A 14739-nucleotide genomic window follows, 5' to 3' on the forward strand; every position below is an offset into this window, starting at 1 on the left:
GGTTTAGCGGAGGTCTTGAAAGGGGAATGGAAGTTCCTTGTCCTGAGGATTGAAATCGGGGTTGAGAGTTGGGAGATATTGTTCGGAAACATTCTCCCCAAGCCAAGTCTTAAGCTGGGAGTGAAGTTTTTGGGTGAGTTCGGGTTGTTCTTTCGCAAGGTCCCTTTGTTCAAAAGGATCGGCTTCGATGTTGTAAAGAAGCAGGCGGCCGTGCCAGTCCCAAATGAGTTTGTGGGCTCCCTTCCGAATTGCCGAATGGGGGGTGAGGGGTGTTCCGTATTCGGGGTTTTTGACGATGACGTTGTAAGGGTAGTGCCAATAGAGCGTGCGGGGCTCCGTCTTGCTCATGGGATTTCTCAAGAGGGGAACCATGCTCCGTCCGTCAAGGTCGCGAGGGAGTGGATTGTTTGTGAGTTCGGCAAGAGTAGGGAGAAAGTCCGTGGCATCGATGACCTCGTTGCACCAGGTCCCTCCCTCGAAGCGTCCAGGCCAGTAGACGATGGTGGGGACGCGGATGCCGCCCTCGTTGAGGCAGGCTTTCCCTCCCTTGAAGGGCTGGTTGTCGGTGGCAGCGGGATTGGTATATTCGACCCCACCATTGTCGGAGGTGAAGATGATGAGAGTGCTTTCAGCAAGCCCGGTTTCCTGCAGGGTCTGGCGGATTGCTCCGATGGAGTCGTCCAAATGCCTTACCATTGCCGCATAGGTCGCGTTGCGATGCCCGAGGGTTCCAATCTGAGATTTTCCTTCGAAAGCTGCAATGGATTCTCGCGGTGCCTGCAAGGGAGTGTGAACCGCGAAGGGGCAGTAGTAGAGAAAGAACGGTTTTTTATCTTTGGGTTCTTGGGATTGTTTGACGAGATAGCGGCAAGCCTGAGCGCTCAGGTCGTCGGTGAGATAGTCTTTACCGGTGGGGGATCCACTTTTTCCAGCACGATACTCGCCAGGCATGGAGGGAAAAGGGGGGGTCTTCTTCTCCCAGTGACTGCGCCAATTGAAGTAGGCCGATCCACCGGCATCATTGAAGGCAATTTCCTCGAAACCATGGGCACTAGGCTGTAGATCGGCCACTCCATGCCCCCCCAGGTGCCACTTTCCGAGAAAAGCGGATCGGTGGGTCTTGAGCACTCGGGGGAGAGTGGAGATTCGTGGGTCCAGCGCGGTGTTGGTGTGGCCATTGAGCCAGGCTTGCGAAATCTTGATGGCGTCTTTATGACCAAAGGCATCGTGGGGGCTCGCTCCTTCGGGGACCGGAAGGGCTTGATTGAAATAGGTGCGAGTGTTGGGGGTCGCCGTGGTGAAGCCGACTCGGGCGGCAAAACGTCCACTCATGATCGCTGCTCGGGTGGGGGAACAGAGTTGATTGGAATAGGACTGGGAAAAAGGAATGCCATCGGCGGCCAACTGATCGAGGTGAGGTGTCTCGTAGAAAAGCTCATCTTTGGCGTGCTCCGTGAAGTGACTTGCGAAGGCGTTGATATCGGTAATGCCCAGATCGTCCGCAAGAATGAAGACGATATTGGGATGTCTCTCCTCCCCGGGGAGAAAGGCTCCACTTCCCAAGAAGATTAGAAGAATTGAGAATAAAGCTGAAATTTTCAATTGAAAGAAAGGATTCTTAAAGAGGGATACGGCATCAGGTTACTGAATCATACGGTTTCGACCAGAATATCTCTGACCGACCTGCTCCGGGAAAAGAAATCCCCACTCCACTCAACGGGAGCTGAGTGAAGTGAGGATGAGAAATGCGAAGAGTGCTAGCGCAGGAACGCCTCGTGGAGACCGCCGTCGACGCTGATGATTTGGCCGGTGGTTTTTGACAGCTTGTCACTGGCCAGGAGGTAAGCGGCTTCGGCTTGGTCGGCGGGGGTGATGGGGGCTTTTGTCAAAGTGCGCTGAGCGTAGAATTCAGCGAGCTTGTTCCGCAGGCTCTCGGTGTCCTCGGATTCGTCATGAGCGATATCGTATTTGGTGAGTGACGCGATCACGCGGTCGCGGGGGAACATGGCGGAACCCTTGACCACGGTGGCGGGAGCGAGTCCGTTCACCCTAACGAGGGGAGAAAGCTCAACCGCCAGCTCGCGCACCAGGTGATTGGCGGCTGCCTTCGAGCAATCGTATGCGACACTCCCTTTCTTTGCCACCACGGCATTAACCGAGGTCGTGAGAACGAGAGAACCGGAGAGGTTCTGCTTCTTCCAGATTTTCTCTGCTTCTTGAGCCACAATGTAGAGCCCTTTGACATTGATGTCGAAGCTCAGGCTAAACTGATCGTCGGTGACCTGGCCTTCTTTGGAAGGGGGGACGAAGATGCCGGCGGTAACGATGACGGTATCGATGCCACCATAGGCGAGCACTACTTGCTCGAACATTGCCTTCACGTTTTCGCGGTCAGTCATGTTGGCGGAAAGGCCGATGGCGGGACCGCAACCAGAGATGCCAGAACCGGCGACTCCGATGCCTTGCCCGTAAATGTCGGTGAGTTCCTTCGCGGTCTCTTCGGCTGCGTCCAGCTTGAGGTCTACACAGACGACATGCGCTCGTTCCTGGGCCATGCGGTGGGCCACTTCTCTGCCGATGCCGCTTCCTGCTCCCACCACAACCACGACCTTGCGCTCGAACTCCTTTTCGGGAGGCATGCGCTGGAGCTTGGCTTCTTCCAAAGCCCAATACTCAATGTCGAAAGCTTCTTGCATGGGGAGTGCATCGTAGGTGCTGATGGCCTCTGCTCCGCGCATGACCTCGACGGCGCAGTTGTAGAACTCGGCAGTTACGCGGCTTTCGGACTTGTTTTTGCCGAAGGCGACCATCCCGATTCCCGGGATAAGAATGACGGTGGGGTTCTGGTCTCGCATCGCGGGACTGCCGGGACGCTTGTGGGTCTCGTAGTAATCCGCGTAGTCGGAACGATACTTTTCGAGACCGGTGGTGAGCTTTTCCTTGAGCGCGGCCGCGTCTTCGGTCTGGGGATTCCAGTCCACAAAGAGAGGCTTGATTTTGGTGCGCAAGAAGTGGTCCGGGCAACTGGTACCAAGCTCGGCGAGGCGGGCAGCATCGTTGCTATTGACGAAGCGTTGAATGGTTTCGTCGGTTTGGATGGTGCCGATGAATCGTTTGTTCTGGCTGACCTGCCCGCGCAACCAGGGTAGAACGTCGATGAGGGTTGCTTCCAAATCCTCCTGCGAAAGAGGACTGTATTTTTGACCGCCAAAGGTTTGTTCGCCTTTGTCGTGGTCCTCGATGTAGCGGGCGGCTTTTTCGATGAGTTCGAGCGAGAGTTCGTAGCATTCCTTGTCGTCGTCGGACCAGTTGATGAGGCCATGTTGGCCCATGATGAGTCCTTTGAGATTGGGGTTGGCGAGGGCTTCTTCGCGCATCACGAGGCCGAGGTCAAAGCCAGGACGCTGCCAGCCGACATAGCCCACTTCTCCACCATAGATTTTTTGAGTCAACTCGACTTGATCCTTACACGCCGCAACCGCGATCGCGGCGTTGGGGTGGGTGTGGTCGACATGCTTGTAGGGGATGAACCCGTGGAGCGGGGTATCGATGGAAGAGGCCCGGGGGTTGAGGTTGAAGGTGACATGGTTATACATGCCCACCATCGCATCTTCGATTTCAGTCTTCACTCCCTTTTCCGGAGCACGATTGTAGACGTCGATGAGCGACATGAGCTTGTCCATGTAGAGGGAAGAAAAGTTCTCGCGCTTGGAGGTCCGAAGGTCACCACCCGAACCTTTCACCCACATGACCTCGACCTGCTCGCCGGAGATGGGGTCGATTTCAAGCGCTTTTGAAGAGGTGTTTCCACCGCCAGTATTGGTGACGCGCCCGTCGTCACCGAGAATGTTGGAGCGATAAGTCAGGCGATCTGCGGCATCGAGATTTTCGACATCAGCATCATTCCAGCGGTATTCGACGTGTTTGAATTCTTCAGGTTTCACAATCTTTTTTCGTTGACGAAACGGTTCTTGTCCCAGAAAAGTCAACGAAGCAAGCGAAAACCCACAAATTCCCACAACCCTGATTTTATGTTAGCGGCAGAGCGCCAAAGCCACATTCTACTGCGTAGTCAAGCGTTGGGGGTGGTAAGGACCCGTGTCTTGGCGAAAGAATTGGGGGTGGTAGAAGAAACGATTCGCAGAGACTTGGACAAGCTTGCGGAGTTGGGTGCTTTGGTCAGAGTTCATGGCGGAGCAGCTGTCAACGATTTCGGGCACCGCGATCTGGCCTACGAAGAACGTGAGGTGAGCCAGCAGAAAGAAAAGGTCGCGATAGCCAGATGCGCGGCTCAAGCGATCAAGGTGGGTGAGACGATCTTATTCGACGCGAGTTCGACCTGCCTTCAAATGGCGAAGTTGATCCCTCCAAATCTGAGAGTTCGAGTGGTCACCTACTCACTCCCGATCTTTGAAATTTTCAAAGACCGTAAACAGGTGGACCTTGTTCTCTTGGGGGGTGATTATGAGTCGAGAGGGCGGCGTTTCGGTGGTCCTTTGACCGAGGAAGGGCTTTTGAGTTGTCGAATCGACCGCTTTTTTTTCTCCGCCAAAGGGTTCGATACAACCAAGGGGGCGAGTGAGGCTAATGAAGAGCAGGCACGCTTGAAAACGGTGGGATTGATTCGGTCTTCATGGGGCGCATTGCTGGTGGACGGGACCAAGCTGGGAAGCGACTCCAGCTATCATTTTGCGCAAACTCATGAATTGAGCGCGGTCTTCACCGACGAATTGGGGGGGGAGTATTTCGAGCGCGCCCCACTGAGAGAAAGCCGGAAGGTCACGATTGCAGATTAAAGAAGATGAAGGTGCATTTAGCAGTAGATTTGGGGGCAGGTTCCGGCCGGGTTTTGGCAGGAAAGGTGAGGGAGGGAAAAGTGGAGTTGGAGGAGCTTCATCGCTTTGAAAATCCGGGGACGAGCCTTCCGAGTGGGTTGCATTGGAACATTTTGGGGCTGTATCGTGAAATTCTGAAGGGGATTGCCACCGGAGTGGAACGCTATGGCAAGATCGAGTCTCTTGGAATCGACACTTGGGGGGTGGACTATGGATTGTTGGACAAGGACGGCCGCCTCTTGGGGTTGCCGCAACAGTACCGCGACCCGCGCACGCAAGGCTTTGAAGCGCGAGCCGACGAGTTGGTGGGGAATGATGCTCTCTATGATGCTACAGGCATCATGCCGTTTTTTCTCAATACCTCGGTCCAGTTGCTCGCGGAGAAAGAGCTGACTCCGGATGCCTTGAATGTGGCTTCCCAAATTTTGTTAATACCGGACTTGTTAGCCTATTGGTTGACTGGGGAATTGGCTGTCGAGCGAACCAATGCTTCGACCACGCAGCTGTTTTCGCCCATTACCAATGATTGGGCGTGGGAGATGATTGAGGGACTTTCTTTACCAAAAAATATCTTCGGACGGGTCGTGGAATCGGGGACTCTGTTAGGAAATTTGCGTCCAGAAGTGGCTGAAGAAGTCGGTGCTACGATTCCCGTCATTGCGACAGCAACCCATGATACCGCTGCGGCAGTGGCGGGTATTCCCGGTGAGGAGTGCTATGCCTTTCTCTCATCGGGCACTTGGACCATCATTGGCTGTGAATTGATGGAGCCTATCATCACCGCGCGTTCCCGCGAGCTGGGATTTGCCAACGAGCTGGGTGTGGAAAAGACTGTCCGTTTCCTCAAAAATATCAGCGGTCTTTGGCTCATTCAGGAGTGCAAACGCTCTTGGGCGTCCCATGGAGAGGACATTGACTATGCCGGCTTGGCTGAGTTGGCTTCTGTTGCGGAGCCATTCATTGCGTTCGTCGATCCCGATGCCGAGGAGTTTGCCAGTCCAGGCAAGATGCCGGAGAAGATTCAGGCTTTCTGTGACCGAACCGGGCAAAAGGTGCCCTCTACTAAGGGTGAAATTTTGCGAGTAGCAACCGAGAGTATCGCACTCAAGCATCGCCTTCGCTTTCAACAGCTGCGCGAACTCACGGGCAAGGATCTCAAGCGCGTTCACATGGGAGGCGGAGGGATCAAGAACAGCTTGCTAACCCAGGCGATTGCCGACGCCTGCGGGGTGCCGGTTTATGCCGGCCCTGTGGAGGCGACTGCTTGCGGGAATTTAATCACGCAAATGGTCGCGACTGGTGACTTGGCGTCGATTGCAGAGGGGCGCGAGTTGATCCGAAATTCTTTGCCCTTGGAGGTTTACGAGCCTAAGGAGGCTGGGAAGTGGGACGAGGTCGCCAAGCATTTCGAGGCGATTCTAGTGCTTGTGAAATGAGATGCAGAACAATCGAATTCAATGAGTGAAGAAATAGATTCCAGATATCCATCGACCGAGCATCTGATGGCGAAGGCCAAGCGCAGGACACCCGGTTTTGCCTTTGATTATCTTTCCGGTGGCTGCTTTTCAGAGGTGAATCTGGCCCGCAATACGAGTGAGATTCGCGAGGTCCGGTTGCAGCCTTACTACACCCGGGATTTCGCGGGAGCATCTCAGAAGACGACTTTGTTCGGTGAGGAGTATGATGCGCCCTTCGGAATTGCGCCGGTCGGCCTGCAAGGTTTGATGTGGCCAAAGTCCTGCGAGATTTTGGCGCAGGCGGCGGCGGATCACAATGTGCCTTTTTGTTTGTCCACCGTAGGGACTGCCGACATCGAGACGGTGGCGGAGATCACCAAGGGAAAGGCGTGGTTCCAGCTCTATCATCCTGCCGAGGATGAGCTGCGGGATAAGATTTTGGAACGGGCTTGGGCTGCAGGAGTCAAGACCCTCGTGATTCTCGCGGACACTCCTACTTTTGGATGGAGACCGAAAGAGATTAAGAATGGTTTGTCGATTCCTCCTCGCATGACGCTTAAGAATATCTTTCAGATGACGACTCATCCGACGTGGTCATTCGCCCAGCTCGCTGCGGGTGCTCCCGAGTTCAAGACGATGAAGCCCTACATCCCCAAGGGGCTGAACATGAAGCATCTCGGGTTGTTCATGAACAAGACCTTTTCCGGTCGACTCACAACCGAAAAGATTGAAGCGCTGCGCGAGCGTTGGAAGGGGAATTTGGTCGTGAAGGGTATCGTTAATCATGAGGACGCGGACCGGGTTCTAGCTCTGGGTGCGGATGGCTTTATCGTCTCGAATCATGGTGGTCGGCAACTCGATTCGGGGCCGTCGACTATTTCCTCGCTGCAATCGATTGCAAAGGACTACCGGGATAAGACCACAGTCATGTTTGATAGCGGCTTGCGGGCCGGCCCCGATATTGCGTCGGCTCTCGCTTGCGGAGCGCACTTCACCTTCCTTGGTCGCACACCCATGTATGGAGTATTGGCGATGGGGGAAAAGGGAGGGAATCATGTTCTAGCCATGCTCAAGAGGCAGTTGCAACAGGTGATGGAACAAGTGGCTTGTGAGCGCGTGGAAGACTTTCCAAAGTACTTGTTAGAAACCAAAAGCAGCTGCCAAGAGTCCTGAATTGAAGTGTGTGAACTGATGAGAAAGGCCTTTGTTATGACGATTCACAAGGGTGCGGGGGCTGAATATGAAAGGCGCCATCGTCCTATCTGGAAAGAGCTCGAAATGACGCTCAAGGCTCATGGCGTGAGCAATTACTCGATCTTCCTGAACAACGAAACGAGGCAGCTTTTCGGATACGTGGAGATCGAGTCAGAGAAACGCTGGCAGGAGATTGCCGATACTGAGGTTTGTCAGCGTTGGTGGCAGTTTATGCGAGAGCTGATGCCGACCAACGAAGATGGCAGTCCTGTCCAGAAGGAGCTGCAAGAAGTCTTCCACCTCGACTAGCCGGGTGCACTAGGACCCGTCCAAGGATCTTGTTGGCATCAGTTCTTTCGGCAAACTTGGTCGGGAGCCGGGTTGCTATGGTCTTCGCTTGGAGTTTGCCAACCGGCCTCATCCGACTTCGTTTGTTCTCCTTGTTAGTCTTGGAGATAGCTGCCAGAGAAGGAGTAGGTGCCGGAGCCTAAAGTCTGGGGAGAAAAGTCGGCAATCGGAAGAGATACGACCGCTTTGGTATTCGGCGGAATCGTGATTGAGGCCTTGAAGGTGCCGTCTGTGAGGTTCCATGCGGTTGCGACTTTGCCATGTCGGACTTGAGTTGAGACCTTGCAGTGGGTCAGGGTTCCGGCAGGTCGTGGTGCGATGCGGATCAGGTCATAGCCGGGAGCGAGTTGAGAAATCCCTCCGAGCTCGGCAAACATCCATTCCGAGACTGCACCGAAGGCATAGTGGGAAAAGGAGTTCATGCCGGGCTCGTGGACTCCTTCGTCTTTGATGAAGGAGTTCCAGCGTTCCCAGATGGTTGTCGCGCCATTTTCCACTTCGTAGCCCCAGCTGGGATACTCGGTCTGCTGCATCAGGATGCCAGCAAGGTCGTGATGACCGTGGGAGGAGAGAACGGGCAGTAGCGGGCGAGTTCCGAGAAAGCCGGTCTGCATCTTATTGCCGTTATCCCGAATCAGTTTGGCGAGATTATTCGCCGCGTTTTGCTTCAACCCGTCGGGAATGAGACCAAAGTAAAGGGCCATTGCATACTTCGACTGGTTCGCTTCAGTAAGGGAGCCGTCCGGTTGAACATGGAGTTTGGCAAAGGAGGCGGAAAGAGCCCTATGACGGTCCCGATAGTATTTGGCCCGCTCCGTTTTTCCCAAGGCCATCGCCATCTCGGACATCAGTTGGGAGGTGTGGGCGTGATAGGCGAGGTCGATGAATTCAACCGGGGTCTTGGGCTGATAGAGAGCGAGCCAATCACCGAATCCGCTGTCTCCGACTTTGGTGCCGACGTTTTGCGGATCGCGTTCTTTCCGGAAAGTCATAAACTTTTCCATCTGTTCCCAGTGTTCTTCGAGCACGGTAGTATCTCCGTAGACTTGCCAGAAATGCCAGGGACAGATGATGCCGGCATCTCCCCAAGCGGCGGCAAAGTTCATCCCCTTACGGATAAATGGTGAAGGGGCGAAGTTCGGGTAGGGGCCAAAGTCCCACTGGTCATCATTGAGATCACGCAGCCACTTGGTGGTGAAGCTGGCAATATCGGCATTGTAGGTCGCGGCCTTGATGTAGACTTGGGCGTCGCCGGTCCATCCCATACGCTCGTCTCGCTGGGGGCAGTCGGTTGGAATCTCAAAGTAGTTGGCACGTTGGGTCCAAACGATGTTCGAGTGAATCTGATTGAGGATGGGGTCGGAGGATTCGAACTCGCTGATCAGGGGGGTGTCCGAGTGGATAACGACTCCGGTGATATCATCAAGGGTTGGAGTGCCAGGGTATCCGGTGACTTCGACATACTGAAAGCCGTGAAACGTGAAGTCGGGAAGATATATTTCTCCTTCGGGATCGCCTTTGAGAATGTAGGTGTCAATGGCACGCGCGCAGCGGAGGTTCTCGGTGGACATGCGGCCATCGTTATGAAGGATTTCGGCAAAGCGGAGGGTGACCCGGTCGCCTGCCTTTCCCTTGACCTTTAGCTTGGCGAGACCAGAGATGTTTTGACCGAGGTTAAAGATGAACACGCCCGGTTTGTGCTCCGTGACAGAGACAGGCTTGATTTCTTCGATAGCGCGAAGAGGGACACCGGGATGGGGCTCGAGTTTACCTTTGTGACCTTCGTCGAGGATCGCATTCTTCCAAGCGGAGTCATCGAATCCAGGAGATGACCAGCCATCCTGTTCGAGCCTGGCATCGTAGGTTTCTCCCATCAGGGTGTCAGCCTCGGTGTGGGGCGCGAAAGCGGTTTTCCAAGAAGGGTCGGTTCCAATGACCTTGGTGGAACCATCGGAATATTGAAGCTCCAGCTGAAGGCGGAGCGCGGGATATTTGCCGTAGTAGGAGCGGCCCGGTCGGGAGGGGTCGAGTCCGGCTACGTTTACGAACAACCCGTAGGCAACATATCCCGCATACCATCCGTCGGCTATGGTAGCGCCGAGGGTGTTCCCGCCTTCTTGAATCCTCTCGGTGACGTCGTAGGTGAGATAGTGGAGGCGATTGTGGTAGCTCGTCCAACCGGGAGCGAGATTCCAATCTCCGATGCGTTTTCCGTTGAGCTCAATGGTGTTGACCCCCAGCGAGGTGGCATAGAGAAGAGCTCTAACAGGATTGTTCGCTTCGAAGTCTTTGCGGAAGTGCTTGGCTGGAGTGAGGTGGAGTTTGCCCTTCGGAGTGCCCTTGAAGTTTTGGACGTTTTCTTCGGTTTCGTGAATGGGATTCTCGGGCGAGGCAATCCATTTGGCTGACCAGTCCGATCCGTTCAACAGGCCAATCGTGAAGGTGGCAGGAGAGGACCACTCCGAGGGGGAGCCGTCCTGGTCCCAGCAACGAACACGCCAAACGGCTGAGGAACGGGGGCTCAGAGGCACCCCAGCATAGGTGATTTGATGAGTGCTAGTCGAGGTGACCTTGCCAGTGCTCCAGAGATTTGGTTCGTCGAGTTGTTCTTTGTTGGAGGCAACCTGAATTTCGTAGGCTGTCTGATGAAGATCTTTCCCTGCGGGCTTGGTGGCCTCGAGTTGCCATGAAAGACGCGGTTTGGTTGTTCCAAGAGCAATAGGGGATTCCTGATACTCCACCTGCAGATTTGAAGGGGCAAGAGTTTGCGCCCAGGAATGGGGCGCTAACATCAGGAGAAGTGAGTAGAAAGGAAGACGGATGAAATTCATGGTTGTTGAACGGTTGAAAAAAAGTCGGTTTTCTTGTGGGAGCGGGAAAAGTTTTCAAGCTTCACTCGGAGGAATAATCCGGCGAGAGGTGCTGACCAACGGCAATTGCAGCTCTAGGATTTGTAGTGCTCCAATGCGCGATGATAGAGAGACTCGGTCTTGGTGAGGAGTGTCTCTTGAGCTGTTTGGTTCAGGGACTTGAAGGAGGTCAGAGCTTTCACGTTTTCCTCCAGCTGAGAAATGCTTTCGCATCCCGAGCAGAGCGAGGTGATGGGCAACGAGTAGACGAAATGGTGCATGTCTTCGACTGATATCCCCGAATTCGTGAGGGAGAGATTCAACTCCCTGAGTTGCTGCTCCTGAGGACCATTGCCGAAGAAGCTCCCAAAGCCCATGGTCTTCATAGCAAAGACCCCGTAGTCGCGTTTCTTCAGCTCGGGAAGAACGTGAGTGATGAAGGAGTCGTAGTGGGGATCAACGAGGCTCATGGGCATGAGGCAGGTGTCCAGTTCGATGCCCAGTTCGTGAAGTCGTTTGAGAAAGTGGAGGTGGGTCTTGTAAGATGAATGCCCGGTGAATCCCAAGTGGCGGACTTTTCCTTCGTCCCGGGCCTTCAGGAAGGCGTCGAGAACCCCTGCATTGATCCGTTCGTCTACGTCTTGAATGGTGGTGATGGCGTGGATGTTCCAGAGATCGAGGTGATCGGTCTTCATCCATCGCAGGGAGTTTTCCAATTGCTCGCGAACCGCCTTCCCTGTCTTCTGGGAGGATTTGGAAGTGAGGTAGATGTAGTCGCGATATCGAGGAGTCAGATACTTGCCGTAGAGCTTCTCGGAAGCTCCGTCGCCGTAGTCCCGCGCGTTGTCGAAGGTTCGCACCCCGAGCTCAATGGCGCGGTCAATGAGCGCTTCCTGTTGGTGTGCGGGAGCTTTCCAGGCATGGAAACCCCCTAGGGTAAATTGCGTAATCCGCTGGTCCAAGCGACCGAGTTTACGTGTGGGGAGGGTCTTGCCGATTTTGTCTGTCGAGGGCTGTGCAAGGAGGTTTCTGGCCGAAGCGAGACCCGCCAGGGCGACCAGGAATTCACGCCGTTTTGGAAATGGGCGGGAAGATTCAGGCATCACGACGAGTGCTGCTAGATTGAAGGGTTGTGCTTTTCCCCCAAATCCTCCTTGGGGGAAGCGAGGCCGATCCAAGGAGTGGCTCCGAGATACCAGAAAACCATCCCGACGATCATGAGCGTCTTGCTCAACCCGAGGTCAATGGCTCCAAGGAGAAGGAGGAGCGAAGGTAGAAGGGTTAAAGCGAGACCCAAAAGAGCGAGGGGTTTGAAGAGCTTGTTCATTGTATGAGTTATCGAGTTGCGGTTAGGCTACTTTCTTTTGGAGAAGCTTGCTGAGAACGACATGTAGGATGCCGCAAGCGACCCAACAGGGGAGAATACAGAACCAAGTGGCGATCCCTTGAAACTTGATGAAATAGAGGGCAATTGCGACGGGGCAAAGCCAGGCGAGTAGAACAATTACGTTGATGGGACTGTTGATGCGTTCGGCGTAAAACTTCTGGAATCCCATTCGTCCCGAAAGGTGCCAGTCTGCAAAAATGATCGCGCCCATGGGAGCGAGAATTGTTCCATAGAGGCCCACGAACCCAAGGAGTTTCCAAGCAAAGGCGGGGAAGATTCCCGCCACGGTGGCAAGGATGCCCGCTACTAAAGTCATGGTAGTTCGCTTGGAACCTGGGATCATCGCCTGAAATGCCAGACCCGCGCGGTAGATGGTCGGGTTGGCAGTGGTCCAGCCGGCTACGATTACACAGATGATCCCTGCGAGCCCTGCCACGTTGGCAGCCATTGGTCCGGGAACGGGGTTGGAATCACCGGTAGCTTTGATTTGTGCCGCGAGCATGAAGGCCGCGGCAATCCAGGCCATGTAGTGACCGACAAACATGCCGGCGGTGGTGGCCCAGCCAGCGGAAGCCTTCTTTGCATAGCGAAAGACGGAAAGGTCCGCCATTCCGATATGCATTGCCGCATTGCAGAACCAGGCGAACAAGAGGACAGACCAAAAGCCCATGGTGGACTTGGCTTCGCCTCCCTGGGCGGTGATGATGGATTCATTCCAGATAGCATTGAGGCCTTCCCAGTTGGCTGCACCAAGTTGATGGAGGGCGACCAAACCGCAGGAGAGGAAAACTAGGACCATCCAAGGTGCCGCAACATTGGCGAAGCGAGCAACGGTGTCGTAGCCACGGGCGGCAACTACCGCGATCACCGCTCCGACCAGAAGGGTGATCACGACGAAAGCGGCATTGGACGGCAATACGTCCTCGACTCCCGGCATAGGGATATTGAAGGGAATCCCGACCGCAGTGGCGGACACTGTGATCATGGCCCCGGCAAGGAAGCAGAAGAGAATTCCGTTCGCGAGGTTGTAGAGCTTGACCAGGCCTGAACCAGCAATTTTCTCCAGTTGATAATAGAGAGTCATGCGTGCTTGAACTGCGATGGGGGCACAGAGAAAGCGCCAGGAAAGAACGGCAAGCAGGTTGCCAATCAGGAGGCCCAGAAAGATGTCCTTCAAGGCCACCCCAGCCAGGAGGAAGAGGGGCCCAATCATAAATTCGGTTCCTGCCGCATGCTCGCCGGCATACATACCCCAGAATTTTCCATGGCCCTTCCGGGCTCCCTCTGGGACTGGGCGGCGTTCGAACTCGTCGCCGGGCTGGATGATCTCTTCGCTTGTGTCGCTCATGGTTTTTTAAAGGAACTAGTCGGGCTAGGCTGCGGCAATTTTGGCAGGCTGGGAAGATTCGCGCTGGGCAAGGACGGTGTTTTCGTAGTCTCTGACTTCATTGAGCCAAGCGTGAGAGCCGGGGACGTTCTGCCGTTCGCAATATTCTTCCCATACGTCTCCGAAGGGCATCATCTTGAGGTCTTCCATGAGAGCAAGTCGGCCGGTGTAGTCACCCTCGTTTTCCAGATTTTGCAAAGTTTCGGTCGGTTCGAGAAGAGCGATCAAGAGAGCCTTGATCATTGCGCGGGTGCCGATGGTCCAAGCCGCAACCCGGTTGATAGATGCGTCGAAGAAATCGAGGCCGATATGTGTTTTATCCAAAAGCCCGCCCCGAACAAGTTCGCGGGCGATATCGAGAAGGAGGTCGTCGAGGACGATGACGTGGTCGCTGTCCCACCGGACTCCACGAGAAACATGAAGAAGAATTTCGGGGACATGGAGCGAGACCGAGGAAAGCTTGTCAGCGATGGACTCGGTCGGGTGGAAGTGACCGGCGTCGAGACAAAGGAGGGTCTGATTTTTTACTGCGTATCCCATGTAGAATTCGTGCGAGCCCACAACATAGGACTCGGAACCGATTCCGAAAAGTTTGCATTCCACCGCGTCGAGATTGTGCTCCATGGGCTTGGAGAAAAGCTCATCCAGTGCGCTCTCCAATCTTTTGCGGGGAGAGAGACGGTCCGCGGGTAAATCCTTATACCCGTCGGGAACCCAGACATTGTTCGCACAATGGCTGTTGAGCGCCTGCCCCATCGCTTCGCCGATTTCGCGGCAACGTTTTCCATGTTCAATCCAGAAATCGCGGATGCCTTCGTCCCCGCTGGAAAGGGTGAATCCTGAGTCTGCCTTGGGGTGGGCGAAAAACGTGGGGTTGAAGTCGAGACCGTGGTTGTTGGCTTTGGCCCAGTCGATCCAATTTTGAAAATGGCAGACTTCGTATTCATCACGGTCGACGACCTTGCCTCCAAACTCACCATAAAAGGAATGGAGATTGAGGCGATGGTTGCCGGGAAGGATGGAATAGACCTTGTCGAGGTCGGAGCGGAGTTCTTCCGGGTTGCGGGCCTTGCCGGGGTGATTGCCGGTGACGGCGATGCCACCGGAGAGCTCAGTCGAGGTGGTTTCGAAGCCTCCGACATCATCTCCTTGCCAGCAGTGGAGAGAGATGGGGATGGTGGCGAGTTGAGCGAGGGCTGATTCTGTATCGACGCCTAGGTCGGCATAGCGCTGTTTGGCGGTTTGGTAGGGCGACATATTCGTTTGGGTATTTTATGGGAAA

General features: G+C 54.8%; 11 protein-coding genes. 4 read left to right on the forward strand and 7 right to left on the reverse strand.

What is annotated here, in order from left to right:
- Positions 1-3: 3 nt before the first annotated feature.
- Together IE099_RS09910 and IE099_RS09915 are read right to left on the reverse strand one after the other, a co-directional pair.
- Positions 4-1602 carry a sulfatase gene (locus IE099_RS09910; protein WP_189569764.1) on the reverse strand — a complete coding sequence of 533 codons (1599 nt, stop codon included), beginning with the start codon at positions 1600-1602 and terminating at the stop codon, positions 4-6.
- 155 nt (positions 1603-1757) lie between these two features.
- Complete coding sequence (locus IE099_RS09915) at positions 1758-3944, reverse strand: bifunctional rhamnulose-1-phosphate aldolase/short-chain dehydrogenase (protein ID WP_189569765.1); 2187 nt, start codon at positions 3942-3944, stop codon at positions 1758-1760.
- 87 nt (positions 3945-4031) lie between these two features.
- Here IE099_RS09915 and IE099_RS09920 point away from each other — a divergent pair, with 87 nt between their 5' ends.
- From IE099_RS09920 to rhaM, 4 genes are read left to right on the forward strand one after another with little or no spacing between them, the layout of a single operon-like run.
- Positions 4032-4796: a DeoR/GlpR family DNA-binding transcription regulator gene (locus IE099_RS09920; RefSeq protein ID WP_189569766.1), complete on the forward strand. Its 765-nt coding sequence runs from the start codon at positions 4032-4034 to the stop codon at positions 4794-4796.
- A 5-nt stretch (positions 4797-4801) separates the two neighbouring features.
- Positions 4802-6271 carry a rhamnulokinase gene (locus IE099_RS09925; RefSeq protein WP_189569767.1) on the forward strand — a complete coding sequence of 490 codons (1470 nt, stop codon included), beginning with the start codon at positions 4802-4804 and terminating at the stop codon, positions 6269-6271.
- Positions 6272-6292: 21 nt separating this feature from the next.
- The gene (locus IE099_RS09930) at positions 6293-7465 is read left to right on the forward strand and encodes an alpha-hydroxy acid oxidase (RefSeq protein ID WP_189569768.1); all 1173 of its coding nucleotides are present in this window, start codon (positions 6293-6295) and stop codon (positions 7463-7465) included.
- A gap of 15 nt (positions 7466-7480) precedes the next feature.
- Positions 7481-7795, forward strand: a complete 315-nt coding sequence (gene rhaM / locus IE099_RS09935; protein WP_189569793.1) for an L-rhamnose mutarotase — start codon at positions 7481-7483, stop codon at positions 7793-7795.
- 134 nt (positions 7796-7929) lie between these two features.
- Here rhaM and IE099_RS09940 read toward each other — a convergent pair whose 3' ends face one another.
- The 5 genes from IE099_RS09940 to IE099_RS09960 form a co-directional block, all read right to left on the reverse strand.
- Positions 7930-10665: an alpha-L-rhamnosidase gene (locus tag IE099_RS09940; RefSeq protein WP_189569769.1), complete on the reverse strand. Its 2736-nt coding sequence runs from the start codon at positions 10663-10665 to the stop codon at positions 7930-7932.
- A gap of 113 nt (positions 10666-10778) precedes the next feature.
- On the reverse strand, positions 10779-11786 hold the full coding sequence (locus tag IE099_RS09945; protein ID WP_189569770.1) for an aldo/keto reductase: 1008 nt from the start codon (positions 11784-11786) through the stop codon (positions 10779-10781).
- Positions 11787-11800: 14 nt separating this feature from the next.
- On the reverse strand, positions 11801-12010 hold the full coding sequence (locus tag IE099_RS09950; RefSeq protein WP_189569771.1) for a hypothetical protein: 210 nt from the start codon (positions 12008-12010) through the stop codon (positions 11801-11803).
- Between the two features lie 22 nt (positions 12011-12032).
- Positions 12033-13418, reverse strand: a complete 1386-nt coding sequence (locus IE099_RS09955) for a purine-cytosine permease family protein (protein WP_189569772.1) — start codon at positions 13416-13418, stop codon at positions 12033-12035.
- 24 nt (positions 13419-13442) lie between these two features.
- Positions 13443-14714 (reverse strand): L-rhamnose isomerase, encoded by a 1272-nt coding sequence (locus IE099_RS09960; protein WP_189569773.1) that lies wholly within the window; start codon positions 14712-14714, stop codon positions 13443-13445.
- Positions 14715-14739: the final 25 nt, after the last annotated feature.

The sequence above is a fragment of the Roseibacillus persicicus genome, from assembly GCF_014651675.1.
GTDB classification, from domain to species: domain Bacteria; phylum Verrucomicrobiota; class Verrucomicrobiia; order Verrucomicrobiales; family Akkermansiaceae; genus Roseibacillus; species Roseibacillus persicicus.

Excerpts from the sequence above, each read along its gene's own strand:
- IE099_RS09920 (WP_189569766.1), top strand. The coding sequence starts at position 4,032 with ATGTTAGCGGCAGAGCGCCAAAGCCACATTCTACTGCGTAGTCAAGCG.
- IE099_RS09925 (WP_189569767.1), top strand. The coding sequence starts at position 4,802 with ATGAAGGTGCATTTAGCAGTAGATTTGGGGGCAGGTTCCGGCCGGGTT.
- IE099_RS09930 (WP_189569768.1), top strand. The coding sequence starts at position 6,293 with ATGAGTGAAGAAATAGATTCCAGATATCCATCGACCGAGCATCTGATG.
- IE099_RS09940 (WP_189569769.1), bottom strand. The coding sequence starts at position 10,665 with ATGAATTTCATCCGTCTTCCTTTCTACTCACTTCTCCTGATGTTAGCG.
- IE099_RS09945 (WP_189569770.1), bottom strand. The coding sequence starts at position 11,786 with ATGCCTGAATCTTCCCGCCCATTTCCAAAACGGCGTGAATTCCTGGTC.
- IE099_RS09950 (WP_189569771.1), bottom strand. The coding sequence starts at position 12,010 with ATGAACAAGCTCTTCAAACCCCTCGCTCTTTTGGGTCTCGCTTTAACC.
- IE099_RS09955 (WP_189569772.1), bottom strand. The coding sequence starts at position 13,418 with ATGAGCGACACAAGCGAAGAGATCATCCAGCCCGGCGACGAGTTCGAA.
- IE099_RS09960 (WP_189569773.1), bottom strand. The coding sequence starts at position 14,714 with ATGTCGCCCTACCAAACCGCCAAACAGCGCTATGCCGACCTAGGCGTC.